Source organism: Novosphingobium sp. 18050, from assembly GCF_902706195.1.
Taxonomy (GTDB): Bacteria; Pseudomonadota; Alphaproteobacteria; order Sphingomonadales; family Sphingomonadaceae; genus Novosphingobium.
The window spans coordinates 1-25,246 of sequence record NZ_CACSJO010000029.1 but is presented as its reverse complement, the minus strand read 5'-3'; the positions used below and the strand labels follow the sequence as shown (position 1 = coordinate 25,246).

The following is a 25,246-nucleotide window of genomic DNA, read 5'->3' as shown; positions in this document are numbered from 1 at the left end:
GCAGCTCGGCCATCACTTGCCGGCGGGGAATGCCTTGACGAGGGTGTCGTATTGCACCTTGCTGATCTCGATCATCGAGCCATGGCGCAGCCCGGCGGGCATTTCGAAGCGGTTCCATTCAGGCACGCCCGAATTGCCCGATACCTGATACCACGGGCCTGACAGGCGCGGCGCCTTGGACAGGCCGTAACTGGTTCCGGCATACTGCTCGTAATACATCAGCCAGTCCTCGCCGCCCGGTGCACGGATCAGCGTGGGCGCCTCGCGGAAATTGGGGCTGACCGGGGCGCCCGGCTGGGGGTAAGGGCCAAGCAGTTCCCTGGCGCAGGAGATGCGCACCGTCTTGCCGGTCGTCCAGTTGTAGCTGGGATAGCGCTCGTCCTTGATTACCGCGCAGTAACCGCTGCCGTCCGCCTCGGGCTGGATGAAGGTGTCGATCGTCGCCATGTCCCAGTCGAACAGCCGCCTGGGAGCCTTCGCAAACGCCTTGAGGTCGGGTGACTGGACGTAGAGCGTGCGCTGGCTGGCCCAGTAGCGTTCCGGGTCTTCAGGCACACCGGGAACGGTGGCGGTGTGCCAGGTCAGCAGGAACTGGTTCGAGGCCTTGTCGAAGAACAGCTTGGGCGCCCCGATGCGCTGCAAGGCGTGGGGCAGGCCAGGCACGTTCTTCACGTCGGGCCTGTAGGTGCCGTAGGGCTTCCAGCTGACGAGATCGTCGGAAACCCAGAAGCGGATAAAGGGATCCTCGTCGCTTTTGTTGCCGACGAGGAAATAGCGCCCGTCCGCGCCGCGCGCGATCGAGGGGTGGCCGTGATAGTCTTCGGACACCGGCTTGCCGCCGTTGATCTGCTGCCAGTGCAGGCCGTCCCGGCTGACCGTGTAGTAGAGCACGCCGTAGCGTTCCTTGGTCATGTGCGCGAAGAGATAGGCCTTGTCCGGGTTGACGTACGGCGTCTCGGGCGCGCCGGGAATGACTTCAGCGGAAGGCTTCACTTCGGTAGTCGCCGGCATCGCAGTCTGCGCGGCGAGGGGCGTTTGTGCCGTCAGGGTGGTGATGGCCGCCAACCCTGCTGCGGTCAGGCTCAGGCGAGCGGCTATGCGCGGAATGCCCCGTTCCAAATTCTCTCTCCCATGTTTCTACGTCACGCCAAAAAGCCGCCTTCTCCAGGCATTGTCAAGATTCATCTTATAAATACGGTTTTAGTCGTTATGGAGGGTGTCGCGGCCGGATCGGCTGATTCGATGTGCTTGCTGGATCGCCTGCGAGCGCGACGGGTCGATGGCCGGAAGACCTATCATTGCGAAGCAAGATATCCGGGGAGACGAGATGGGACTGGCAACGATCGATATCGCCGTAGTGGTGATCTACGCGATCGGCATATTCGGGCTGGCCCAATGGGTCAGCCGGGACAAGCCGGGGGCAGGGCCGAAGGGTTCTGCTGATTACTTCCTCGCCTCCAAGAACCTGCCCTGGTGGGCCATCGGCGCCTCGCTGATCGCGGCGAACATCTCGGCGGAGCAGATCGTCGGCATGTCCGGTTCCGGCTATGCGATCGGCCTTGCCATCGCCTCCTACGAGTGGATGGCGGCGGCGACGCTGCTGATCGTCGGCAAGTTCTTCCTGCCGATCTTCCTGCGCAATGAAATCTACACGATGCCGCAGTTCCTCGAACGGCGGTACGGACCCGGCATCCGCACGCTGATGGCGGTGTTCTGGCTGGTCCTCTACGTCTTCGTGAACCTCACCAGCATCATCTGGCTCGGCTCGATCGCGGTGACGCAGGTGGCGGGCGTCAACCAGGACGTGGCGCTGGTGGTGCTGGGCGTCTTCGCGCTGCTCTACCAGCTGCGCGGCGGCCTGAAGGCAGTGGCGCTGACCGACATCGTGCAGGTCACCCTGCTGGTGATGGGCGGCCTCATCATCGCGTACCTGACGCTGGGAAAAATCGGCGGCGCTGAGGGTGTTATCGGCGGTTTCTTACACCTCGTCGAAGTTACGCCGGATCATTTCAAGATGATCCTGCACCCCGACAATCCGCACTACATGGACCTGCCGGGCCTTTCGGTCCTGATCGGCGGCATGTGGATCGCGAACCTGTCCTACTGGGGCTTCAACCAGTACATCATCCAGCGCGCGCTGGCTGCCAAGTCCATCGACGAGGCACAGCGCGGCATGCTGTTCGCGGCCTTCATCAAGCTCTTCATGCCGATCATCATCGTGCTTCCGGGCATCGCCGCCGTCATCCTCGCGCCTGACCTCACCAAGGCGGACGAGGCCTATCCGACGATGATGCGACTGCTGCCGCCGGGTCTGCTGGGGCTGGTCTTCGCGGCTCTGGTGGCGGCGATCATCGCTTCCACCGCTTCGAAGATCAATTCCATTGCAACCATCTTCACCCTTGACGTCTGGGCGAAATTTCGCGGCGCCCCGGCTGACGGCGATGCCGTCGCCGCTGACCGGAAGCTGGTGCGGGTGGGGCGGATCGTGGCGGTCGTCGCCATCGTCATCGCCATTTTGACCGCGCGTCCGCTGGTGGGTTCCAGCGAGCAGGCTTTCCAGTTCATCCAGGAATTCACCGGCTTCTTCACGCCGGGCATCACCGTGATCTTCCTGCTTGGCCTGTTCTGGCGCCGCGCCAACGAACCGGGCGCGATCAGCGCGGCGGTGGCTTCGGTGCTGCTGTCCTGGGGACTGAAGGTCTGGACGCCGGGCGTTCCGTTCATGGACCGCATGGGGATCGTCTTTCTCGCGGCGCTTGTCCTGGCAGTAGCCGTTTCGCTGCTCACCCCCGCGCGGCCCGACAGGCACACCATCTCGACCGGCGACGTGAAGTATGCAACGTCGACCGGCTTCAATGCAGGAGCGATTGCCGTGTTTCTCGTCCTATGTGTCCTCTACGCGGTGTTCTGGTGAGCGCAGCCGCCCCCTTCATCGCGGTCGACTGGGGCACCACCAACCGCCGAGCCTACCGGATCGAGAACGGCGAAGTCGTCGCGACCGAGCGTGATGACCGGGGCATCCTTGCCGTTCCCGCCGGTGGCTTCCCCGCACTGGTCGCCGAATTGCGCGTCCGTTTCGATGGGTTGCCGGTAGTCATGGCAGGCATGGTCGGTTCGAACCGGGGCTGGCACGACGCCGGCTACGTGGCCTGCGCCGCCACGATCGAGGCGCTCGCGGCGGGCGTCGTCACGCCGGAGGAAGGCGTCGCCATCGTCCCCGGCGTCTGCGTCGATACCAAAAGCCGCGCCGATGTGATGCGCGGCGAGGAAGTGCAGCTTCTGGGCGCCGTCGCGGCGGGGCTTGCGCCTGCCGATGCGCTGCTGTGTCAGCCGGGCACGCATAACAAGTGGGCGGTCATGAAGCATGGCGCCATCGCCGGCTTCACCACCGCCATGACCGGCGAGATGTTCGCGCTGCTGAAAGCCCACGCCCTGATCGGCAGCGAGATGGCGGGCGAAGTCGATGCCGGAGCCGATTTCCGGCAGGGCGTGGAAGCCTGCGCCGATACCGACCTGCTCGCCGCGCTCTTCGGCGTGCGGGCCGCCTCGGTCCTTGGCCACCGCGCGCCCGGTGCTGCGGCGGCCTATGTCAGCGGCCTGCTTATCGGCAGCGATTGCCGGGCGCGGATCGCGCCGGGCCAGCAGGTTCACCTGCTTGCCGACGGACTGCTGGCCGATCTCTATTCCGCCGCCATCACCATCGCCGGGGGTGAGGCCGTTGTCGTCGACAGCAAGGCCTCGTTCGTCGCCGGTATCACCCGTATCAGGAGCCTCCTCCCATGACCGATTTCGCTTCCGCTCTGACTGCCCTGCCACTGATCGCCATCCTGCGCGGCATCCGTCCCGACGAGGTAGAGGCTGCCGGCGAGGCGCTGGTCGAGGCGGGCTTCCGTCTGATCGAAGTGCCGCTGAATTCGCCCGACCCGATGGTCAGCATCGAAAAGCTGGCCCGCCGTCTTGGAGGCGCTGCCATCGTCGGCGCCGGCACCGTGCTGACACCTGCGCAAGTCGCGCAGGTGCAGGACGCAGGCGGCACCATGATCGTCTCGCCCAACACCGACGTGGCCGTGATCGCCGAGAGCGCGAAGCGGGGCATGGTCTCGCTGCCCGGCTTTTTTACGCCGAGCGAGGCCTTCGCGGCGCTCGCGGCGGGCGCCAGCGGCCTCAAGCTCTTCCCGGCGGAGGCGGCCAGCCCGGCGGTTATCAAAGCACAGCGCGCGGTGCTGCCCAGGGAGACACCGCTGTTCGCCGTGGGCGGCATCGGCCCCGATACCATGCAGCCCTGGCTCGCGGCGGGGGCGAACGGCTTCGGCCTCGGCTCGGCGCTCTACAAGGCGGGCCTGACCACGCAGGAGATCGCCGCCAATGCGCGTGCTTTTGCCAAGGCCTGGGCCGAACTGGAGAACCGGGCGTGATCCGCGGCATCGTCCCCATCGCACTGGGAATGGCACTGGCGCTGGGTGGCTGCGCAGCCACCACCGCAGGTTCGCCGGTCGCCGCTACGCTGACCAACCCGCTGCTCGCAAGCGGTCCCGATCCGTGGATCGTCCACCACGGATCGACCTTCTACTTCATGGGCACCAAGGGCGACCGGCTGGCGATCCGTCAGACCGATGACCTTTCGAAACTGGCAGATGCGCCCGAGCATGTGATCTGGACGCCGCCCGCCACGGGCCTGAACGCCATCTCGATCTGGGCGCCCGAACTGCACCGCATCGACGGCAAGTGGTACGTTTACTACACCGCTGCCGAGGCCGGGCACGACGATGACGCGCACCGGGGCGTCTTCGTGCTGGAGAACGCCAGCGCCGATCCGCTGACCGGCGAATGGATCGACCGTGGCCGTATCGTTACCGGCATGACCGGGCTTGACGGCACCGTGTTCGAGCATGGCGGCAAGCGTTATTTCGTTTACTCCGCCTATGACGGCCCGGACAGCGTGCTGGCCATCGCGCCGATGACCAACCCCTGGACGCTTGGCCCCGGCGAAACGGTGATCGCGCGCCCGGACCTTCCTTTCGAGCGGCAGGGTGGGCGCCAAATTCTTGAAGGGCCGGAATTTCTGGCCGGGCCGAAGGGCGATCTGTTCCTGACCTATTCGGCGAGCGCCTGCTGGTCGGACGATTATGCGCTGGGGCTGCTTCACGCCAAGCCGGGCAGCGATCCGTTGCGTGCGGCAAGCTGGGTCAAATCACCGCGTCCGGTGCTGGCCAAGGCGCCGCAGAACAACGTTTACGGGACGGGGCATAACGGCTTCTTCACCACCGACGGCGGCAAGCAGACGTGGATCGTCTACCACGGCAACGACGGGGCTGGCATGAAGTGCACCGAAACCCGCTCGCCGCGCGTGCAGCGCATGGAATGGAGCAAGGACGGGATGCCGGTATTCCCGGTGCCTTCCCGCGCAGGCGATCCGGTGCCAGCGCCGATGCCATAGTTCCTCCCGGAACAGGGAGGGGGACCCCGCTTCGCATTGTCCCCCTCCCCCGGTGGAGAGGAAGGGCTGCTATCACCCCTTGGGCGTCAGCAGCGCCAGATTTACCGCGTCGCCCATTGCCTTCAACCCGGCATCGTTGGGATGCAAGTGATCGCCGGGATCGAACTCGGGCCGCAGGTCCGCTGGCGCGGCGGGATTGCGCACCGCCGCGTCGAAATCGACGACGCCGTCGAACAGCTTGCCCGTGCGGATCGCGGTGTTCACGGCCTGGCGCGTCTGTTCCTTGGCGGGCGACATGTACCCGGCCTTGAGCGCGGGAGTGATGGTGCCGCCGATCACGTTGATCCCCAGCGCATGAGCGCGGGCAACGAACTGGCGGTAGCCGGTCAGCAGGTCCTCGGCCGAAACCGCATCGGCGCCCGCGCCGCCGTTGCCGATGTCGTTGATCCCTTCCAGGAAAATGACGTGGGTCACGTTGGGTACGCTGGCCACGTCGCGCCAGAAGCGCTCCAGCGCGGAAGTGGCGCGGCCCGCGCGAAGCACGCGGTTGCCGCTGATGCCCATGTTGACTACACCGCAGCGGCGGGCGGCGGGAAGCTGCGCCATGCGCTCGGCAAGGCGGCCGGGCCAGCCGCGCGTCTGGGCGGACAGGCCGAGATAGCCATCGGTGATCGAGTCCCCGAAGGCCACGACGGTGCAGGGCGCTGCGGGCGCACGCACCGAGACCAGCGAGAGATAGGGGCGGGCCTTGATCGGCGTGAAGGCGGCCTGGGGTGAGGCCGGCGCAAAGGCCATTTCCATGCCCAGGTTGGTGCGTCCTGGCCGGGTCGGCGTGGAAAACGTGACACTTATGATCACGTCTTGCCCATTCATCAACGGCAGGACCAACGGGTCGCTGATGGCGGATCGGCCCTTGGGCAGGGCGATGCCGGACTTGCCGCCGAAGACGATGGGATGGACGGTATTGCCGAGCAGTTCCGTGCCCGCCGTGCCGACCGGGCTGGCGACGGTCACATGCGAAATCGCCAGCGGCGCATCGCCCTCGGCATTGCTGAAGGTCATCTGCATCGCATTCCCCGCCTGGCTGAGGCGCACGCGATAGCGATAGGTTCCGACGGGCTGCACGGGTTCGCCTGCGCCGCTGTCTGCAGGTGCATAGCCCCATGCCCCGGCCCAGACGGACGAACTTTGCGCGGCGGCGGGAACGGTGGGAAAGGCGAGACCGCAAGCGGCCAGGATCATCGGAATACGCATGGTGTTTTCCATCCCGGCCGCCCCGTCAAATGTCCAGCCTTACTTGGCCGCTGTCGTCTTCTTCGGCGCTGGAACCACACCCTTGGGTGCTGCCGAGAGGCTGCGGATCAGGTCGACTTCGGCCTGGCGATAGGGCGTGCCGTCGGTGTGGAACACTTCATGGAACCAGATCGTGGGTTCTTCCATCGTGTAGGGCTTCTTCCACGAGTCCCATGGCAAGCGGGTCTGCGTCTTGCCGTCGACGAAGCCCCAGTTCATCATAGCCACGTTCTCGCGCTTGCCGATGGGCAGCGAGCCGTCGAAAGTTGAGCCGTTGCCGCGCGCCATGTATTCGGTGCACAGGATCGGGCGGCCATAGCCCTTGAGCTGGTTCACCCGGTCCTGGAACTTCTCGGGCCAGTTATAGTCGTGGAACGAGATCACGTCCGACTGGGTCAGTTGCAACTGCTCCATCGGGGTGAGCGCGGACGGCGTCTTCCAGTCGTCATGCTGCCACACGCCCGAGGTGAGCGGCTGCGAAGGCTCCGCCTCGCGTGCCCAGCCATACACCTTGGTGAGCAGGCCGAGGACCAGTTCCTGCTTGCCTTCCTGGCCCTTGTACTGGTCGGCGCCGTTATCCGGCTCGTTCCACAGGTCCCAGCCCAGCACACGATCGTCCTTGGCGAAGGTGCCGATCACGCCCTGCACATAGGCCTTGAAACGCCCTTCCTGCGAAGGGTCGCGCATCGCGGGCAGGCCCGGGCCTTGCACCCAGCCGGAGTTATGGACGCCGGGGATCGGCGGATGCTGCGGTCCAAGCACAGGAACCGGGTCCCAGCAGCTGTCGAACAGCACGAACAGCGGCTTGATCTTGTGCTTCGCGGCGATCGTCAGAAATTCTTCGATGCGCTTCTTGAAGCCTTCCGGGTCCTGCTGCCACAGCTGGTCATGCAGGAACACGCGCATGGTGTTCATGCCGATGCCCTCGGCCAATCCCAGCTCGTAGTCGATCCGCTTGGGGTCCCAGGTCGCGGCCTGCCACATCTCGAGCTGGTTGATGGCATTGGCGGGGGCGAAGTTGGAGCCGACCAGCCAGGGCTGCCTGGCGTACCAGGTCTTGGCTTCGGCGGGCGTCCACTGCGGGCGGGCCTCGGCGGGCAGGGCGACGAGGGCCGCCACGGTCGCCAGCAGGCAGGTTGCGAGTGTTTTCACAGGTAATCCCCTCTTATCGCGTAAAGAACTTGTAGGTCATGACATTCCTGTAGGTCTTGCCCGGATCGAGTCGGACCGACGGAAACTGCGGCTGATTGGGCGTATCCGGGAACAGCTGCGGTTCGAAGACGAGGCTGTCGCCCTCGCGGTAGATCTGGCCGGACTTGCCGGTGATCGTGCCGTCCAGGAAGTTGCCGGAATAGAACTGCAGGCCCGGCTGGTTCGACCATAGCTCGAAACCCCGCCCTGAGGTGGGTTCGACGACGCGGGCCATCAGGTGCTCGTCCTTCGTCACACCTTCGCCCACCACCCAGTTGTGGTCGTAGCCGCGCGCGTAGCGGACCTGCTCGTCCCGGCCATCGCGCACGCGGGCGCCGACCGGGGTTGGCTTGCGGAAATCGAACACGGTGCCCGCTACGCTCTTGTGCTCGCCCAGGGGGATCGAGCCGGAGTCGGTGGGGGTGTAGCGCTCTGCCGGGATCGTCAGCACGTGGTCCATCGCCGTGGCGCCCGGCCCCGCGAGGTTCCAGTACGTGTGGTTGGACAGGTTCACTACCGTCGGCCGGTCGGTGGTGGCGGTATAAGTGATCGTCAGCTGGTCCTGCTCATCGAGAGCATACGTCGCGTCGGTGGTCAGCGTGCCCGGATAGCCCATGTCGCCGTCCGGGCTGACATAGCGCATGGTGACGCTGGCTTTCGCGCCCTTCTTCATCTCGCGGATGGTCCAGATGACCTTGTCGAAACCCTTGGTGCCGCCGTGGAGCGAGTTGGCGCCGTTGTTGACGGGGACGGTGTAGTCCTTGCCGTCGAAGGTGAACTTGCCTTTGGCGATGCGGTTGGCGACGCGGCCCACGGTGGCGCCGAAGAATTGCCCGTCCCTGGCGTAGCCGTCGAGGCTGTCATACCCTACGGCGACGTCCACCGCCTTGCCGTCCTTGCCGGGCAGCATGACCGACTGGATCGAAGCGCCCAGCGTCATCACCCGTACCGACATGCCCTTGGCATTGGTGAGCGTCACCGCTTCCACGCTGGTGCCGTTCGGCATCTGGCCGAAGGTTTCGCGCCTGGCCTCGGCACATAGCGCGGGGGTCGAAACCGCGCACAGCAGCGCGGCGGTCGGCATAATCCGAAGCATTGTCTCTCCTCCTAGTCCCGTAGTCTTGTTTAGTCGCGGTAGAGGCAGGGCGGCAGGCCCTTACATCCCGGATCGAGTTCGAACAGCGCGCCGCCCAGTTCCTCGTCGACGCCGTTTGCGGCGCTGGTGACGTAGAGCCGGTCCAGCCCTTCGCCGCCGAAGGTGCAGTTGGTGATCTGGGTGGCGGGCAAGGCGATGCGCCGGTCCACCGTGCCATCGGGCGCGAAGCGGGTCACGCATGATGCGCCCCAGCAGGCGACCCACAGGTACCCCTCGGCGTCGAAGGTCATGCCATCGGGGGAACCCCAGCCGTCTTCGAACGTGATGAACGGTTCGCGCATGCCCAGTACGCCGTCTTCCAGCGGATAGCGGAAGATCACGCCCAGCGCGCTGTCGGTGTGCAGGACGAAGCGGCCCTCGGGGTCGATCGCCGGGCCGTTGGGGATGGTATAGGCATCCGGCGCGGCGCGGGTGAGGGCGCCCTTCTCGAAGCGGTAGAAACTGCCCACCGGCTCGTCGCAGGAGAACGGCATGGTGCCCAGCCAGAGGCGGCCCTGCGTATCGGCGACCGCATCGTTGACGCGGTTGGTTTCCGGCTCGCCGGGGATTTCAGCCACGGCCACGAACGTGGGAGGATCGAGCGTAACCCTGGTGATCGAGCGGCCGATGCCGGCCATGAAACCTCCGCTCGTCCGGCCGATAATCCAGCCGGCGGCACCGCCTGCTCCCCAGCTCTCAACCCGCCCGGTCGCGGGGTACAGGCGGTTGATACGCTGGCCAATGATGTCCGTCCACAGCAGCGCGCTGTCCGCTGCCGACCAGAACAGGCCCTCGCCGAGCATGTCGACGCGGTCGCGTTCGATGATGCGCACTGTGGTCACTGTTACTCTCCCTAGTGACTGTCTCGCGGCAGGCCCTTCGTCTGGGCGATGCGCTGGTACTTCACGGCGGATTCGATCACTGCGCCGGTCGCGAACTGGCCCACGAGGTCCCGCTGGATTTCCTGCCACGGCGTTTGCGATTCTGGCGTGATGCTGTTTTCCAGGCTGGCGAGATCGGCGCGGCGGCGCTCAAGCTCGGCCTCCTCGACCAGCATGTTCGCGCTGCGCGCCTTGAGGTCGATCCGCACCCGGTCGCCGGTGCGCAGCAGGGCGAGACCGCCGCCGACCGCCGCCTCGGGCGAGGCGTTGAGGATCGAGGGGCTGCCCGAGGTCCCGGACTGGCGCCCGTCGCCGATGCAGGGCAGGGCGTGAACGCCTGCGCGGATCAGCGCGGCGGGAGGGCGCATGTTCACCACTTCGGCGCCGCCGGGATAACCGACCGGCCCCGCGCCCCGGATCACCAGAATGGAGTTTTCGTCGATACCCAGGTTCGGCTCGTCGATGCGGTGGTGGTAGTCCTCCGGCCCGTCGAACACCACGACATTGCCTTCGAAGGCATCGGGGTTGGCGGGATCGGACAGGTAACGGCCCCGGAACTCGTCAGAGATGACCGAGAGCTTCATCACCGCGCCTTCGAACAGGTTGCCGCTCAGCACGGTAAGGCCTGCCGCTTCCTTGAGCGGGCGGTCGATCGGGCGGATCACCTTGTCGTCATGAATGCGCACGCCGACGAGGTTCTCGGCTACGGTGCGTCCGTTCGCTGTCAGCACGGCGCCGTCGATCAGGCCCGCCTTGGACAACTCGCCCATCACGGCGGGAACGCCGCCGGCGCGGTAGTAGTCCTCGCCCAGATATTCGCCTGCGGGCTGAAGGTTGACCAGCAGCGGCACGTCTGCGCCGTTAGTCTCCCAGTCTTCCAGCGTCAGTTCCACGCCGATGTGGCGGGCGATGGCGTTGAGGTGGATCGGCGCATTGGTGGACCCCCCTATGGCCGAATTCACCCGAATCGCGTTGAGGAATGCCTCGCGCGTCAGGATATCGGAAGGCTTGCGGTCCGCCTTCACCATTTCGACGATGGCGCGCCCGGTTTCCCAGGCGCATTCCTGCCGGTCCCGGTAGGGCGCGGGGATCGCGGCGGAACCGGGCAGCGACATGCCCAGCGCCTCGGCCAGCGAATTCATCGTCGTCGCCGTGCCCATGGTGTTGCAATAGCCGGTCGACGGCGATCCCGAAGCGACCAGCTTGAGGAAGCCGGCATAGTCGAGTTCGCCCTTGGCCAGCATCTGGCGGGCTTTCCACACGATGGTGCCGGCGCCGGTGCGCTCGCCCTCATGCCAGCCGTTCAGCATCGGGCCGACCGACAGCGCGATGGCCGGGATATTGACGGTAGCCGCCGCCATCAGTGCGGACGGGGTCGTCTTGTCGCAGCCTATGGTCAGCACCACGCCGTCCAGCGGATAGCCGTACAGCACCTCGACAAGGCTGATATAGGCAAGGTTGCGGTCCAGCCCGGCGGTGGGGCGCTTGCCGGTTTCCTGCAGCGGATGGGTGGGAAATTCGATCGGAATGCCGCCCGCGTCGCGGATGCCTTCCTTGACGCGTTCCGCCAGGACAAGGTGATGGCGGTTGCAGGGCACCAGATCGCTGCCGGACTGGGCGATACCGATGATCGGGCGATCCGACTGCATCTCCTCGATCGACAGGCCGTAGTTCAGATAGCGCTCCAGATAGAGCGCCGTCATGTCGGGGTTGGCCGGGTTGTTGAACCAGGAGCGCGACCGCAGGCTGGACCCTGCAGCGATGGTGCTGTCGTCAGCGGAAGAAATGTCGGCCTCCCTTAAACCCGCTCGTTCGTCATGGGCGCGTTGCCGCGAGAGCGTTGAAAAAGCGGCTACCATCGCGATTTTATCATGGCAACTCATTTATCAGACAAATATGTCTTGTCGGACTAGAATGTGAAAGCTATGAGCCGGGACAAGGCCCCGACAGGGGGCCGATTTGGTTTCTGGAGGGAGGCACATGAAAAGCATCACACATTCGCTCGTCCTGACATCTTCGGTGTTGGCCATGATGGCCTGCGCCCCTGCCGCTTTTGCGCAGGATGTCGCTGAAGACGCAGCAGCGCCGTCAGTTGCCGAGGGCAACGAGATCGTCGTCACCGGCCAGCGCGCCAGCCTTGAGGCCGCGCGCAACGTCAAGAAGAACTCCGACCTCGTCGTCGATTCGATCGTCGCCGAAGACATCGGCAAGCTGCCCGATACCTCGGTCGCCTCCGCGCTGCAGCGCGTTGCCGGCGTCCAGGTCGTCAACGGCTTCAACAACGAAATCCAGAGCCCGATTGTGCGCGGCCTGGGCGACATTCTGACGACGCTTGACGGGCGTGAAATCTTCACCGGCGTGGGCCGCGGCTTCTCGTTCCAGGATCTGCCCGCAGAGGCGATCGGCGGGATCGACGTTTATAAATCGAATTCGGCCAACCTCGTCGAAGGCGGCGTTGCCGGCGTCATCGACATGAAGCTGCAGAAGCCCTTCAACTTCGACAAGGGCCTGACCATCGCCGCGAACGGGCGCGTCTACAACGGCCGTGTTTCGGACAAGACCAGCTACACCGCCGGCCTGCTCATCGCCAACACCTGGGATGTGGGCGAGGGCCGTCTGGGCGCGCTGATCGACGTGTCCTATGCGCGCAACAACTTCAGCCGCCCGGTATCCTTCAACTGCGATCCGCGTTCGAGCAACAACGGCCCCGCAGGCGCGCCGGGCCTGGTCCTGCCAACGTGTGTGGGCGGCACCACCGACACCGGGCACAACACCCGTCCGCAGGTTAACGCCGCGCTGCAGTGGGAAGTGACCCCGGAACTCGAACTCTACCTCGACGGCGTCTACACGGGTTATCGTTCGACTTTCGCCACCAACTTCATCTTCGCAGACCTGTTCGCGGGTAGCAGCATCACGAACGGCGTCGCCGGTGACGATTGCTTCTCTGCTCCGGTGGATGGTGCCGGCTTCCTGGGCGGCGCCGGCGATGCGCCGCAGAACCTGTGCATCGCCAAGTCGGCCACGTTCAACGGGGTGGACGCGCTGACCAGTACTCAGGCGAAAAGGCAGCGCACCGATCAGTACGTGCTGGGCGGCGGCGCGAAGTGGAACACCGACACCGTCCACGTCGTATTCGATGCCAGCTACATCCAGTCGAAGAATTCGAACCGCGCCATCATCGTCGACGTCGCCAAGCACAACACGGCGGTTGACGTGGTAGTGGACGACAACGGCCACGGCACCTCGGTGATGCAGGGCAATCCGCTGGGAACCTCGGACGGCTTCGTCTTCGCCAACACGCTGTTCCAGGACCTCAACAAGTCCAACAGCCGCCAGTATGCTTTCAAGCTCGACACTGCGTTCGATATCGACAGCAGCTTCCTGCGCCAGATGCAGTTCGGCGCGCGCTATAGCGACCGTCAGGGTTCATTCCGCGCCGTTGCCGGCGGTCCTTCGTTCCCGGGCCCGAACCGCGGTACGCTGGTGGACTCGGTCGGCTTGCCATCTGACTTCATGGTCCGCTCGCCGGATTCGATCCCCTACATCAACGGCGGTAAGCACTGGTACACGCCTAATGCCAGCTACCTGCTGAACAATACCGATGATCTTCGCGCGCTTTACGGCGCTCCGGCCGGTGACCCCGACTGGGATCCAACCCGCAACTACGACGCGGCGGAGAAGACCTTTGCGGCCTATGCCCAGGGCAAGTACCAGCTCGATATCGGCAACGTCTCGTCGATCGACGGCCTGTTCGGCGTGCGCGTGGTCAGCACCAACCGCACCATCGACGGCACTTCGCGCGTGATCGGCGGCGGGGCTGGGGGCAGTGACCTGTTCGTGCCGATCAATCGCGACACCAGCGACATCTACGTCCTGCCCAACGCCAGCATGCGCTTTAAGGCGACCGATCAACTGCAGTTCCGCGCGACTTATGCAAAGACCGTGTCACGTCCAACCTTCGGCGATCTCAATCCCGGCCTGTCGCTGGCGGCTCCGGGCGGCAATCCGAACGTCATCCTGGCCGGCGCAGGGGGCAACCCGGACCTTAAGGCACAGCAGTCGAACAATTTCGACGTGACCGCCGAATACTACTTCGGCCGTTCCAGCTACGTCTCGCTGGCAGGTTACATGCGCAAACTGAAGGACCGCGTTGCGCCGGATACCTCGATCCAGGTGATCGACGGCCAGACCTACCAGATCACCCAGCCGCGCAACCTCGGTTCGTCGGAACTGAAGGGCATCGAGGCCGCAGGCCAGTTCTTCTTCGACTTCCTGCCCGAAGGCTTCGACGGCTTCGGCCTCATGGGCACGTTCACTTATGCGGACAGCAAGGTGACGACCAAGGGCGATCTGCTGGAGGGCCAGCAGCTGCTGGGCGTCTCCAAGTACAGCTACACCGCCGGCGCGCTTTATGAAAAGTACGGGATCACCGCGCGCGTGGTCTACACCTGGCGTTCGGGCTACAACGAGACCGCCTTCGGTGCCGGCACGCTGACGGGTTCGCAGGACTCGGTCCAGTTCAACAAGGTGAAGGCCAATGGCCGCCTCGACTTCTCGGTCGGCTATGACGTGACGCCGAACATCACGGTCACCGTAGACGGCGTGAACGTCAACGGCGGCAAGTACTACAGCTACTTCGACACCCCCGCCTTCCCGCACGACATCCGTATCGACGACAAGTTCTACGGCATGAGCGTGCGCGTGAAGTACTGACGAGATCCGGGAGCGGGGCCGAGCGCAAGCGGCCTCCCCTCCAATCGCTCCCGGTATGGGCGGGGCGGCAGCGATGCCGTCCCGCCTTTTCGTTAGGAAATCAGGCGCGGCACCGACATCGCGCGCAGGCTGAAGCGCGCATCGGGATGTTCCTTCCCTTCACGATGTTCGGCGCGGTGCTGGACTACCCCGTTCTTGCCGAAGCCGGGGACCACCGGGCGGTCGGTCCTGCTCGACAGCCACAGGCGCAGCAGGTGGCGCTTGCGCTGCGGTTCGGGCCAGTCGCTGAACTCGGTGCGGGAATGGAGCGCGGCGTAGTTCGACAGCCACTGGATGTCGCCGGGGCGGAAATCCATGGCGATGGCCATGCCGGGCTCATAAGTGATCTCGTCGAAGAGGCGCAGCACTTCGATCTGGTCCTCGGTCAGCTTGGGCACGCCGGGATATTCCTGCGCAGTGAGGATATAAAGCGAACCCGCGTACATCGAGAACACGCCTTCCTCTACGCTCACGACCGGCGAGGTATAGGTATCGGCCGGGGCATTGTGGTCCTGCCGGCGCCAGTCCCAGTTGAAGGGCTGGAGCAGCAGGTGCGCCAGGTCCGGGCGTCGGCGCAGGATCTCGTTGTAGATCTCCGCGCCCGAGACGAGGCACGAAAGGCCTCCTTCCTTGGCGCCGCGCAGGCACATCAGGGCGACGATGTCGGAACTGTCCGAGTGATAGACCAGCTTGTCGCGTACCTTGGAGGACAGCGCGGTGGGATCGTCCATCGTCTTGTCGGAGGTGGCGTAGACGTGGTCGAGCAGGTCGCCCATCTCGTTCTGGCGGATGGGATCGCCCATGTGCAGGCCCAACACGTAGTAGATCGCGCTGGAAAGGGCATCGGAATAGAGGTCCGAACGAAGGCCCCGCACCAGCACGAAGCCGCGCCCGAAATCCACATCATGGCGCCAGGACTTCAGACCCTCGGCGCAGGCGACCAGCGGGTATTCGTCGGCCTGGACGAAGCGAAGGTCGGGATCGGCTTCAAGGAAGCGCTTGCCCAGTTCCTCCAGCTCGACGACCTGCGCTGCGCTCAGTTCATAGATCCAGTCCTGGCCTTCCATCAGCCGGTCCCCGCGCCAGGCGGCCTCGGTCTGTACGGGGGACGGGATTTCGGCGACGCTCATGCTGGATCTCCTTGGGCACTTGGCCCTCACCCTAGCCGCGCTGATGGCCTGCGTCTTGATGCTGAACGCACGGGAATGTGCGAAGTCGGCCCCTTGCGCTCAATGCGCGGCTGCGAATTCACGCGGGTAGCGGCCCAGCGTGAAGATCATAGCTACCGCTACCAGCAGCAACACGATGGATAGCTGCACGGTGGGATCGTAGCTGCCCAGCCGATCGTGAAGAGCGCCATAGGCGGCCGGGGCGGACCCTGCGCCGATCCCGAAGGCGGCATACTGGATGCCGTAAAGCTCGCTGAAATGGCGCTGCCCGAAATAGCGCGCGGTCATGAAGGCGACGAGATCGAACTCCGCCCCTGCGACGAGGCCCAGCGTCACCACCGCGCCGATCACCACGCCGCCCCCGAGGCCCGGCGTTACCAGCAGGACCAGCGCGGCCACTGCCGGCAGGACCAGCACGGCGCAGACGATCGGCGCCCAGAGCCTGTCGAGCAGGAACCCGGACAGCACGCGGCCTGTCGTGACACTGATCGCCAGCGCCGCCAGTGCGCTCGCAGCAGTGGTTTCGGGAATGCCCCGCTCCAGCAGCAGCGAGAACAGGTTGGGCACCAGACCGCTGACTCCGAAGGCCAGCACCAGCGCCGCAAAGGCGAGCGCCCAGAAGCGATAGCCGCGCAGAGCCTCGCGCACGGTGACGCCGCTGACCTGCAGGTGGCCCTCGGCGCCGGGCGCGATCTGCGGCGCCTCGCGCAGCCATGCCAGCAGCACCGGCACTGCGATTCCCAGCGGCAGGACGGCAAGGGCAAGGTAGCCGCCGCGCCAGCCCATAGCGTGGACCGCAGCGGTCATCATGAACGGCATGACGACGCCCGCCAGGCCCGTCGCCGCCAGCGCAAGGCCCAGCGCAAGGCCGCGCGCACGGTCGAACCAGCCGTTGAGCAGCTTGGCATAGGTCATCGGCAGGGTGCCGATGGAAAGGAGTGCCAGCACGCCCCAGGCCAAATAATAGCCGGGCAGCGTCGATCCGATAGCGGCGACCAGCAGCTCTGCGAGGCCCAGGCCGATTGTCGAGACGATCGCCACCTTGCGCGGCCCCACCCTGTCGATCAGGCGGCCGACGTGCCGTCCCAGCAGCACCAGTACGATGGGCGCCAGCATCAGCACGGCAAGGATATCGGCCCGGGCCCAGCCCAGTTCCTTCTGCATGGCGCTGGCAAGGATGCCCGAAGCATAAGGCGCGATCGGCGAAAGCCCGAAGGCCAGCCCCACCCCACAGGCGACCAGCGCCCGCCAGCCCTGGCGGAACTCCCCAGCGCTGCTGATGGCTGGAATAGGGGCAGGGGTGTGTGCGGTCATGCGCAGCTGTTCCATGTCAATGCGGACGGGGCTTCTTCCGGATGTGCCTGACGCCGACCCTAGCGACTGGTGCGCCCAGTGCGAACGCGCCGCACGATCTTTCCACCTGACGGAGGTCGTCATCCCGAATTTGTATGCTAAATATTCGAGATGAAAAAATTTGATGCCAAAAAATTAGTCATTCGGGGAAAATTCATGCCTAATTTGTATGCATATTCACACCGTGAAAACTTTCTGCAACACTTCTCCTTGCGGTGCGGGATGTGTGTCAGCCTTCGGGCCATGACGAATTGCAACACCAGCTTCCACCCTGTTCTCGAATCCTCCCATGACTGAGGCAGCGGCGATCCCGGCCGGGGAACAGACCTGCGCCAGCTATCTGGCGGATGCCATCGTCGGTACGGGCTGCGGCACCGTCTTCGCGCTGGCCGGGGCGACCCATGCGCCGCTGCTGTTCGCTCTGGAGGACCGGGGCGTCGCCATCGTCGGTGGGCGCCATGAAAGCGGCACGGTCGGCGCTGCGGATGGTTATGCCCGCCGCACCGGGCGCACCGGCTTCGCGCTCATCGTTGCGGAGCAGGGGTTGGCCAATGCCATGACCGCGCTGATGACCGCCGCGCAGGCGGAAACGCCGTTGGTGGTCATCGCAACGCGCTTCCCCGATAGCTGGGTGGAACCGGCGATCCAGTACGATGTCGACCGGCACGAGATGACCGGGCCGTTCCTCAAGTACAGCCGGACCGTCTCTTCGCCAGACCGTCTCGGCGATTACATGCACGCCGCGATCAAGGCGGCGAATGAGGGCGTTCCCGGCCCGGCGCTGCTGGTCCTGCCGCTCGATTTCCTGAACAAGACTTGCGCCAGCCGCCCGCGCGCGCCGTTCGTGCCCGCCCCGCTGCCCTGCGCGGACGAAGCCGGCATCGACAGCGCACTGGCCCTGATCGGCGCAGCGCAGCGCCCGATCGTGGTGACCGACAACCGCGCCGCGCTGTCCGACACCGCCGGTCCGCTGACCGCGCTGGCGGCAATGGGCGTACCCGTTCTCGGCAACGGTCTAGGCCGCGGCCTTGCTCCCGAAGTGGCGCCCACCGGCTACCCCTGGCCTTACGCGCAGCGCGCCGCCCACCAGGCGGACCTCGTGATCGTGGTCGGGGCGCGGATGAACATGTGGTTCGGCTACGGCCTTGCCCCGCGCTTTGGCGCCGAGGCCCGCTTCATCCATATCGACAGCAGCGCCGAGGCCATCGGCCGCAACACCGCCGTCGATCTGGCGCTGGTCGCCGATCCGGGACGCACGCTGGCCGCGCTGGTCGAAGGACTGGACGCCGCGCAGTTCCGCCGTGATCCTAATTGGATCGCCGAGGCGCTGGCCCCGCGTGCCGAGTGCGTCGACGCGCTGCTCGAAACCTACGGCGAGGGCCTGCACTCCGCCTCCATCGGCACTGCGCTCGACGCCATCCTGCCCGAAGACCGCGTGCTGGTGTGCGACGGCGCGGACTCGATGAACTTCACGTATGCCAAGATGCGGGTCCACCGTCCGCGCTCCTATTCCAACCTGCTGCCATTCGGCGCGATGGGCGCGGGCTTCCCGCTCGCAGTCGGCATGGCCGCCGCCGAGGCCGAAACCGCCCGGCTTGAGGGCCGCGCCGCCAAGCCGGTCGCCTTCGTCACCGGGGACGGCTCGCTGGGCTTCTTCCTTGCGGAGATCGACACGCTGGCGCGCTCGGCCCTGCCGCTGACCGTGCTTGTCGCCAGCGACGGCAAGTGGGGCACGGAATATCACGGCCAGCAGCTGGTCTACGGCCGCACCTCCAACACCGATCTGAACGGCGTCGATTATGCCGCGATCGCCGCCGGTTTCGGCTGCCCTGCAAAGGTGGCGACGACGCGCGGTGAACTCGATGCCGCCATCGCCACCGCCCAGGCCTCTGCCGGCCCGATGCTGATCGACGTACGCGTCGACCCCGATAGCGGCCGCATCCGCAAGGCCGAACCGCTGCTGGCGATGATCCTGTTCGAGGACATTCCGCACTCCTGATCCGATCACCACCACAATCATAATAACAATGTTTTTAAAGGGATAAGCGAACCATGACCAAGTTTTCGGCGATGCTTCTCGCCACTACCGCACTGCTCTGCGCCGCCCCGGCCTTTGCCCAGGACGCCGCGCCTGCGCCTGAAGGCGGCTACGGCAGCGACATCGTCGTCACCGCCGAGCGCCGCGAGGGCACGCTGCAGAAGACGCCGATCTCGGTCACCGCGATGGACGCCACCGCGCTCAAGGATCTGCAGATCAACCGCACCGCCGACCTGCAGCGCTTCACCCCCAGCCTCAACGTGGCGCAGGGCACCGTCGATCCCACCACGCTGACCGTGTTCATGCGCGGCGCGGGCCAGAACGCGGGCACCTGGGTGGGCTACGAATCCGCCGTCGGCCTCTACATCGACGACCTCTATTTCGCGAGCCTCACCGGCGCCAACCTCGACCTCGCCGACCTTGAGCGCATCGAAGTGCTGCGCGGTCCGCAAGGCACGCTCTATGGCCGCAACACCCTGACCGGCGCGATCAAGTACGTCACCAAGAAGCCCGGCGACAAGCCCTTCGGCGACTTCGAGGCCGAGTACGGCAGCTACGACATGAAGCGCCTGAAGGGCACCGTGTCGACCCCGCTGTCGGACAACTGGTCGGTCCTCGTCAGCGGCAACTATTACGAGCGCGACGGCTACTTCAACGCCCCGGCGCTGGGCAAGGATGACTATGGTTTCGCCAAGGAATACGGCGCCCGCGCCGCGGTCAAGTATATCGGCGCCGGTCCCTTCGGCCTTACGGCTTCGGCGTTCTATTCGCGTGCGAAGAACGACGGCTCGATCGGTCTGGCTACCAGCGCCGCGCTCGTCCCGGCGGCGTCCAACCCCTATACCTACCTCAGCCCGATCGACGGCTACGGCGATGCCGAGACCTACGGCGGCGACCTGACGCTCAGCTACGACATCGGCGGCGCCACGCTGAAATCGATCACCGGCGTGATCCACACCACCGAGGACTTCCTGGCCGACACCAGCGCCGGACGCCCTACCAACACTGTCGACGGCCCCTATGCGCTCGGCTTCGACCGTCTGGAATCGCAGGCCGCCCGCACCGAGATCACACAGGAACTGCAGATCCTGGGCGACACCATGGGCGACAAGCTGCACTACATCGGCGGCCTCTACTACTTCCGCGAAAAGGGTCATCAGGGCCGTCAGGACATCCTGCTGGGGGTCTATGACCTGCTTCCGCAGCTGGTGAACATGAAGACCGAAAGCTACGCCGCCTATGGCCAGCTGACTTACGACTTCACCCCCAGCCTCTCGGTCGTCGGCGGCCTGCGCTATACGCATGAGGAAAAGTCGGTGGTGGGGCGCCAGCAGAACAACCTGACCACGGTTCTTGCCAACCGCACCTACGGTGCCATCGATGCCACCCGCAAGGCGGAAGCCTGGACCCCCAAGTTCGGCATCAACTGGCAGGCCACCGACGACGTCCTCGTCTACGCCAGTGTCTCGCGCGGCTTCCAGGCGGGCGGCTTCAACTACCTCGCGCTGGCCAACCCGACCAACTACCAGAACGGCTTCGATCCGCAGACCGTGTGGGCTTACGAGCTGGGCATCAAGACCCAGTTCCTGAACCGCAAGGCGCGCCTGAATCTGGCTCTGTACCGCAACGACTTCTCGGACATCCAGACTAACGTCGTCGTCAACGGCTCGGCGCTGACCCAGAACGCGGGCACCGCGCGTGTCCAGGGCGTCGAGGGCGAATTCTCGTACACTCCGGTCAAGGGCTTCACCCTGTTCGCAACCGGCGCTTATGGCGATGACAAGTACCTCAAGATCGATCCGGCCAGTTCGGCCGCCACATCGGGCGCGGATCGCCTGCCCAACGTGCCGCACTGGCAGGGCGCGGCTGGCTTCTCGGGCCGCTTCCCCTCCAGCCACGGCGACCTGCTGATGGGGGCGGACTATTCCTACCAGGGCGGCAAATTCCTGGGCGGCACCAACGCGCCGATCACTTACATGCCCGCGTATGAACTGGTGAACGCACACGTGGGTTGGGCGCCTCCGGGCATTGACAACCTGGAAGCGCGCTTCTCGGTATCGAACCTGCTCAAGGAAAACTATTACGTCTACGGCAACATCCTGGGCACTTTCGGCCTGCGCAGCCCCGGCGAGCCGCGCACCTGGAAAATCTCGCTGAGCTACTCCTACTGAGGATTCGCATGAGCAAGTACCTCCTTTTAATAGACTTCATCTCCGATCTCGTCAGCCATGAGCCCATGGCCGGCGAGATCGCCCGGCGCGGCGTTCTCGCAAACGCCGGCATCGCTCTGGAAAAGGCGCGCGTCGCCGGAGTGCCGGTGGGCCACGTCCGCGTGGCCTTCAGCGCGCCCGATCTGCCCGAGGCACCGGCCCGTTCGCCGCTGTTCGGCCAGTTCAAGGGACTCGGCGTGCTGCAACTGGGTTCGCCCGGTGTGGAGTTCGCGGGCGAAGTCGCACCGCTTGAGGGCGAGGCGATTATCCTCAAGCATCAGGTCAGCCCGTTCTGGAAGACCATCCTCGACGCCGAACTGGAAAAACACGGTGTTACCGAGCTTTATCTCGCGGGCGTCTCCACCACGCTGGCGATCAGCGCGGCGGTGCGCGAAGGCCATGATCGCGGCCTTGCGGTTACAGTGATCGCGGACGCCTGCGCCGCGCACTCGCTGGCGGCGCATGAGGCGGAACTGGAGGCTTTCGGTGTCCTGTGCAGCGTCAGAGGCGCGGCAGAGATCGACTTCACCGCCTGAACTCGGCGCGGGTTGAAACGAGAAGGTCGCCGCAGCGATGCGGCGACCTTTCTTGTGTTCCTTGTCGTCGTCCGTCAGCCTTTCGCTGCCGCCCCGAACTGCGGCAGAGCCACGTCCCGCAGCGGAATGCTGGTGGTCTTCAGTTCCGTGAAGAAATCTGCGCTGCTGGTCGCTCCGTCGCGTCCGGTGCCGCTGTCCTTGAAGCCGCCGAACGGCGCGCGCAGTTCGCGCATCATCGGGGTGTTGAGCCAGATCGTTCCGGCGCGGATTTCGCGGCTGCACCGCATCGCCGTCCCCAGATCCGAAGTCCAGGCATAGGCCACCAGCCCGAAGTCCGAGGCATTGGCGATCTCGATCGCCTGATCCAGCGTGTCGAAGATCAGGAAGCTGGCGAACGGCCCGAAGATCTCGTCCTGGCACACCCGGCTGGCGTTGTCGTTGGCCAGAACCGCGATCGGCTCCATGTACCAGCCTTTGTCCAGCCCCTCGGGACGGCCGCCGCCGCACAGCACTTCCGCGCCGTCGGACGATGCCACATCGAGGTACGACAGCACGCGGTCATGGTGCGCCTTGAAGGCCAGCGGTCCCATTTCGGTGGTGGGATCGACCGGGCTGCCGATCCGCATAGCCTTGGTGCGGCGCACGAATTCGGCGATGAAGCGGTCGGCGATGCGGCGGTCGACAAGGAGGCGCGAGCCACCCAGGCACTGCTGCCCGTTGCTGGCATAGATGCCCGCCAGAGTACCGTCGAGCGCGCGCTCGAAATCGGCGTCGGCGCAGACGATCGCGGCCGATTTTCCGCCCAGTTCCATGATCGAGGGCTTCAGGCGCCGGCCTGCCGCCGCCATGATATGCCGCCCGGTGGCGGTGCCCCCCGTGAAGCCGACCATGTCGATCTCTGCGTGGTCCACCAGCGCCGCGCCGGTCACCGCGCCGCGCCCGTTGACGACGTTGACGACGCCCTCGGGCAAGCCCGCCTCATACATCAGTTCCACCATGCGCAGCACCGATTGCGGCGTATATTCGGACGGCTTGAGCACGCAGGTATTGCCGAAGGCGATGCACGTCGCGATCCGCATGGATGACAGCGCCAGCGGCGCATTCCACGGCGAGATCAGCGCGGCCACGCCCTTCGGTTCGCGCGTCACATACGTCAGATAGTCCGGGTTCTGGCTGTAGCTTTCGCCCGATAGCGTACTGGCCACTTCGGCGAAGCTGCGGAAGTTGATCGCCGCTCGGCGCACCAGTCCTGCCAGCGTGCGGATCGGCAGGCCGGTGGTGCGGGCCTCAAGCTCGGCCAGCGGCTCGGCCTCGGCGATGAGGCGGTCGTGGATGGCGTAGAGGATGTCGTTACGCTGGTCGGTGGCCATGCGCGACCAGCCCGAAAAGGCGCGCCGGGCCGAAAGCACCGCGCGGTCGACAGCGGGGGCATCGGCTTCTTCCAGTTCGCAAAGCGGCAGTTCGGTTGCGGGGTCGATCACTTCGAGCCGGTGACCGTCCTGCGAGCGGTCGGGGGCGCCGTCGATCAGGCTGGTGGCGAGGGGGAGGTCCATGCGGTCCTTTCGGGGGAATGCTGCGAATTTGTCCTGTACACCAAGCACCACGCGCCGGGCTTCAGCGCAACCGCGAAGCGATGCGATTTCCGCGACGTGGAGGTCGCCGGGCGCAAGCTGGGGTGGCGATTGCCATGCTGTCATTTGCATACAAGCACGGATTTCAGCGGGTGACGCCATTTCGTTCGGTATCGCGCGGCAATGCGGCTAGGCAGCGAAGATTTGTACGGGGCCATTTTCATGACCAGTTGACCTTCTTCAAATTTGTATACTAAAGGCGAGATATGGCAATGGGCGCGATGTAATCGGGATTCGGCTGCATCGCTCGCTGCAAGCCTGCAGCATAAACGGGAGCCGGGACGGGCGATGAGTGATGCGTTGACACAAAACTACGCAGGCGCGTTCGGCGGCAAGGCCGGGTTCGGCACATCGCCCGCGCTGATCCTGATCGATTTCGTCGAGGCCTATTTCGCGCCCGAAAGCCCGCTCTATGCAGGCGTCGAGGATGCGCTGGCCTCGGCCCTGCGCGTGCGCGCTGCAGCGCGGGCCGCCGGCGTGCCGGTGATCCTGACCAATGTTATCTACCACCCCGGCGGCATCGACGGCGGGCGCTTCTTCGAAAAGGTGCCCGCCCTTCGCGCATTCGAGGCAGGCAGCGCGATGGGCGCGTGGCCCCGCGGCCTTGTGCCCCACGCGGACGAACTGGTGCTGACCAAGCAGTATCCCAGCGCCTTCTTCGGCACCTCACTGGCCTCAACCCTCATTGCGCGCGGGATCGATCAGGTGATCCTCACCGGCCTGTCGACTAGCGGCTGCGTGCGCGCCAGCTGCGTCGACGCCGTCTCGCACGGGTTCCGCACTGCCGTCGTCGCCGAGGGCTGCGGCGATCGCCACCCCGGCCCCCACGAAGCCAACCTGTTCGACATGAACGCCAAATACGCCGACGTCGTTTCGGAAGAAGCGATCATCACTTATCTGTCCATCCTGGAGCAGGCTGCATGATCGAAATCGTCGAGGTCGGCCCGCGCGACGGGCTGCAGAACGAGAAAGTCCTCGTCTCGCTGGAAGACAAGGCCGAGATGATCGCCCGCTCCATCGCTTTCGGCGCGCGCCGGATCGAGGTTGGCAGCTTCGTGAACCCCAAGAAGGTGCCGCAGATGGCGGGCACCGACGAACTGGTGGCGATGCTGCCGCGCCGCGATGACGTGACCTACATCGGCCTCGTCATGAACCAGCGCGGGCTGGACCGCGCGCTGGAAGCCGGGATCGACGAAGCCGGCGCCGTCTGCGTGGCAACCGATACCTTCGCCATGCGCAACCAGGGCCAGACCAGCGACCAGTCCGTCATGGTCGCCTCCGGCATCGTCCGTAACGCCATCGCGGCGGGCAAAGGCGGGCAGGTGACCATCGGCGCCGCCTTCGGGTGCCCGTTCGAGGGCGAGGTCGCGCATACCCATGTCGTCGCCATGGCCCGCAAGCTGGCCGAGGCTTCCCCGCGCGAGATTGCGCTGGCCGACACTATCGGCGTGGCTTCTCCCGGAGAAGTCGATGCGCTGGTACGGGCGGTAGTCGCCGCAGTTGGGCCGATCCCGGTGCGCGTTCATTTCCATAACACCCGCAATACCGGCCTTGCCAATGCGTGGATCGCGGTGGCGGCGGGCGCCCGCGTTGTCGATGCCTCGCTGGGCGGGCTGGGCG

General features: G+C 65.5%; 19 protein-coding genes. 10 read left to right on the top strand and 9 right to left on the bottom strand.

Translation table 11 applies throughout. The features are described from left to right. Positions 1 to 12: 12 nt before the first annotated feature. Positions 13 to 1,119: a glycosyl hydrolase family 43 gene (locus GVL61_RS20680; protein ID WP_235037819.1), complete on the bottom strand. Its 1,107-nt coding sequence runs from the start codon at positions 1,117 to 1,119 to the stop codon at positions 13 to 15. Between the two features lie 208 nt (positions 1,120 to 1,327). Between GVL61_RS20680 and GVL61_RS20675 the strand changes: the two genes are divergently transcribed. The 4 genes from GVL61_RS20675 to GVL61_RS20660 are packed head-to-tail and all read left to right on the top strand — an operon-like array spanning position 1,328 to position 5,437. Then, the gene (locus GVL61_RS20675) at positions 1,328 to 2,914 is read left to right on the top strand and encodes a sodium/solute symporter (RefSeq protein WP_159982548.1); all 1,587 of its coding nucleotides are present in this window, start codon (positions 1,328 to 1,330) and stop codon (positions 2,912 to 2,914) included. Continuing rightward, positions 2,887 to 3,783, top strand: coding sequence for a 2-dehydro-3-deoxygalactonokinase (locus GVL61_RS20670; RefSeq protein ID WP_159982547.1), 897 nt, complete (start codon positions 2,887 to 2,889; stop codon positions 3,781 to 3,783). The genes GVL61_RS20675 and GVL61_RS20670 overlap by 28 nt, the downstream gene beginning before the upstream one ends. Continuing rightward, positions 3,780 to 4,415: a 2-dehydro-3-deoxy-6-phosphogalactonate aldolase gene (locus GVL61_RS20665; RefSeq protein WP_159982546.1), complete on the top strand. Its 636-nt coding sequence runs from the start codon at positions 3,780 to 3,782 to the stop codon at positions 4,413 to 4,415. The genes GVL61_RS20670 and GVL61_RS20665 overlap by 4 nt, the downstream gene beginning before the upstream one ends. Before the next feature lie 29 nt (positions 4,416 to 4,444). Continuing rightward, positions 4,445 to 5,437: a family 43 glycosylhydrolase gene (locus tag GVL61_RS20660; protein ID WP_159982561.1), complete on the top strand. Its 993-nt coding sequence runs from the start codon at positions 4,445 to 4,447 to the stop codon at positions 5,435 to 5,437. Between the two features lie 72 nt (positions 5,438 to 5,509). On the opposite strand, the gene GVL61_RS20655 is transcribed toward GVL61_RS20660, so the two are convergent. Genes GVL61_RS20655 through GVL61_RS20635 form a run of 5 tightly spaced genes read right to left on the bottom strand, consistent with a single transcriptional unit; the run spans position 5,510 to position 11,796 of the window. Next, positions 5,510 to 6,691, bottom strand: a complete 1,182-nt coding sequence (locus GVL61_RS20655) for an SGNH/GDSL hydrolase family protein (RefSeq protein ID WP_159982545.1) — start codon at positions 6,689 to 6,691, stop codon at positions 5,510 to 5,512. 39 nt (positions 6,692 to 6,730) lie between these two features. Further along, complete coding sequence (locus GVL61_RS20650; RefSeq protein WP_159982544.1) at positions 6,731 to 7,882, bottom strand: cellulase family glycosylhydrolase; 1,152 nt, start codon at positions 7,880 to 7,882, stop codon at positions 6,731 to 6,733. Positions 7,883 to 7,895: 13 nt separating this feature from the next. Beyond that, positions 7,896 to 9,017, bottom strand: a complete 1,122-nt coding sequence (locus GVL61_RS20645; protein WP_159982543.1) for an aldose epimerase family protein — start codon at positions 9,015 to 9,017, stop codon at positions 7,896 to 7,898. Positions 9,018 to 9,046: 29 nt separating this feature from the next. Then, positions 9,047 to 9,898 (bottom strand): SMP-30/gluconolactonase/LRE family protein, encoded by an 852-nt coding sequence (locus GVL61_RS20640; RefSeq protein ID WP_159982542.1) that lies wholly within the window; start codon positions 9,896 to 9,898, stop codon positions 9,047 to 9,049. 11 nt (positions 9,899 to 9,909) lie between these two features. Further along, positions 9,910 to 11,796, bottom strand: coding sequence for an IlvD/Edd family dehydratase (locus GVL61_RS20635; protein WP_255456518.1), 1,887 nt, complete (start codon positions 11,794 to 11,796; stop codon positions 9,910 to 9,912). 121 nt (positions 11,797 to 11,917) lie between these two features. Here GVL61_RS20635 and GVL61_RS20630 point away from each other — a divergent pair, with 121 nt between their 5' ends. After that, positions 11,918 to 14,650, top strand: a complete 2,733-nt coding sequence (locus GVL61_RS20630; protein WP_159982541.1) for a TonB-dependent receptor — start codon at positions 11,918 to 11,920, stop codon at positions 14,648 to 14,650. A gap of 92 nt (positions 14,651 to 14,742) precedes the next feature. On the opposite strand, the gene GVL61_RS20625 is transcribed toward GVL61_RS20630, so the two are convergent. Together GVL61_RS20625 and GVL61_RS20620 are read right to left on the bottom strand one after the other, a co-directional pair. Continuing rightward, complete coding sequence (locus GVL61_RS20625; protein ID WP_159982540.1) at positions 14,743 to 15,819, bottom strand: TauD/TfdA family dioxygenase; 1,077 nt, start codon at positions 15,817 to 15,819, stop codon at positions 14,743 to 14,745. A 99-nt stretch (positions 15,820 to 15,918) separates the two neighbouring features. Beyond that, positions 15,919 to 17,172 (bottom strand): MFS transporter, encoded by a 1,254-nt coding sequence (locus GVL61_RS20620; RefSeq protein ID WP_159982539.1) that lies wholly within the window; start codon positions 17,170 to 17,172, stop codon positions 15,919 to 15,921. 328 nt (positions 17,173 to 17,500) lie between these two features. On the opposite strand from GVL61_RS20620, the gene GVL61_RS20615 reads away from it, so the two are divergent. From GVL61_RS20615 to GVL61_RS20605, 3 genes are read left to right on the top strand one after another with little or no spacing between them, the layout of a single operon-like run. Continuing rightward, positions 17,501 to 19,210, top strand: coding sequence for a thiamine pyrophosphate-binding protein (locus GVL61_RS20615; RefSeq protein ID WP_159982538.1), 1,710 nt, complete (start codon positions 17,501 to 17,503; stop codon positions 19,208 to 19,210). Positions 19,211 to 19,263: 53 nt separating this feature from the next. Continuing rightward, positions 19,264 to 21,420, top strand: a complete 2,157-nt coding sequence (locus GVL61_RS20610) for a TonB-dependent receptor (protein ID WP_159982537.1) — start codon at positions 19,264 to 19,266, stop codon at positions 21,418 to 21,420. Between the two features lie 8 nt (positions 21,421 to 21,428). Next, positions 21,429 to 21,995, top strand: a complete 567-nt coding sequence (locus GVL61_RS20605) for a cysteine hydrolase family protein (protein WP_159982536.1) — start codon at positions 21,429 to 21,431, stop codon at positions 21,993 to 21,995. Between the two features lie 74 nt (positions 21,996 to 22,069). On the opposite strand, the gene GVL61_RS20600 is transcribed toward GVL61_RS20605, so the two are convergent. Continuing rightward, positions 22,070 to 23,548, bottom strand: a complete 1,479-nt coding sequence (locus GVL61_RS20600) for an aldehyde dehydrogenase (RefSeq protein WP_159982535.1) — start codon at positions 23,546 to 23,548, stop codon at positions 22,070 to 22,072. Positions 23,549 to 23,914: 366 nt separating this feature from the next. Between GVL61_RS20600 and GVL61_RS20595 the strand changes: the two genes are divergently transcribed. After that, complete coding sequence (locus GVL61_RS20595; protein WP_159982534.1) at positions 23,915 to 24,550, top strand: isochorismatase family protein; 636 nt, start codon at positions 23,915 to 23,917, stop codon at positions 24,548 to 24,550. Further along, positions 24,547 to 25,246 (top strand): hydroxymethylglutaryl-CoA lyase (locus GVL61_RS20590; RefSeq protein WP_159982533.1); only part of this gene is annotated, 700 nt, incomplete at its 3' end. The genes GVL61_RS20595 and GVL61_RS20590, both read left to right, overlap by 4 nt.

Excerpts from the sequence above, each read along its gene's own strand:
- GVL61_RS20675 (WP_159982548.1), top strand. The coding sequence starts at position 1,328 with ATGGGACTGGCAACGATCGATATCGCCGTAGTGGTGATCTACGCGATC.
- GVL61_RS20670 (WP_159982547.1), top strand. The coding sequence starts at position 2,887 with ATGTGTCCTCTACGCGGTGTTCTGGTGAGCGCAGCCGCCCCCTTCATC.
- GVL61_RS20665 (WP_159982546.1), top strand. The coding sequence starts at position 3,780 with ATGACCGATTTCGCTTCCGCTCTGACTGCCCTGCCACTGATCGCCATC.
- GVL61_RS20660 (WP_159982561.1), top strand. The coding sequence starts at position 4,445 with ATGGCACTGGCGCTGGGTGGCTGCGCAGCCACCACCGCAGGTTCGCCG.
- GVL61_RS20655 (WP_159982545.1), bottom strand. The coding sequence starts at position 6,691 with ATGCGTATTCCGATGATCCTGGCCGCTTGCGGTCTCGCCTTTCCCACC.
- GVL61_RS20645 (WP_159982543.1), bottom strand. The coding sequence starts at position 9,017 with ATGCTTCGGATTATGCCGACCGCCGCGCTGCTGTGCGCGGTTTCGACC.
- GVL61_RS20635 (WP_255456518.1), bottom strand. The coding sequence starts at position 11,796 with ATGGTAGCCGCTTTTTCAACGCTCTCGCGGCAACGCGCCCATGACGAA.
- GVL61_RS20630 (WP_159982541.1), top strand. The coding sequence starts at position 11,918 with ATGAAAAGCATCACACATTCGCTCGTCCTGACATCTTCGGTGTTGGCC.
- GVL61_RS20625 (WP_159982540.1), bottom strand. The coding sequence starts at position 15,819 with ATGAGCGTCGCCGAAATCCCGTCCCCCGTACAGACCGAGGCCGCCTGG.
- GVL61_RS20620 (WP_159982539.1), bottom strand. The coding sequence starts at position 17,172 with ATGACCGCACACACCCCTGCCCCTATTCCAGCCATCAGCAGCGCTGGG.
- GVL61_RS20615 (WP_159982538.1), top strand. The coding sequence starts at position 17,501 with ATGACTGAGGCAGCGGCGATCCCGGCCGGGGAACAGACCTGCGCCAGC.
- GVL61_RS20610 (WP_159982537.1), top strand. The coding sequence starts at position 19,264 with ATGACCAAGTTTTCGGCGATGCTTCTCGCCACTACCGCACTGCTCTGC.
- GVL61_RS20605 (WP_159982536.1), top strand. The coding sequence starts at position 21,429 with ATGAGCAAGTACCTCCTTTTAATAGACTTCATCTCCGATCTCGTCAGC.
- GVL61_RS20600 (WP_159982535.1), bottom strand. The coding sequence starts at position 23,548 with ATGGACCTCCCCCTCGCCACCAGCCTGATCGACGGCGCCCCCGACCGC.
- GVL61_RS20595 (WP_159982534.1), top strand. The coding sequence starts at position 23,915 with ATGAGTGATGCGTTGACACAAAACTACGCAGGCGCGTTCGGCGGCAAG.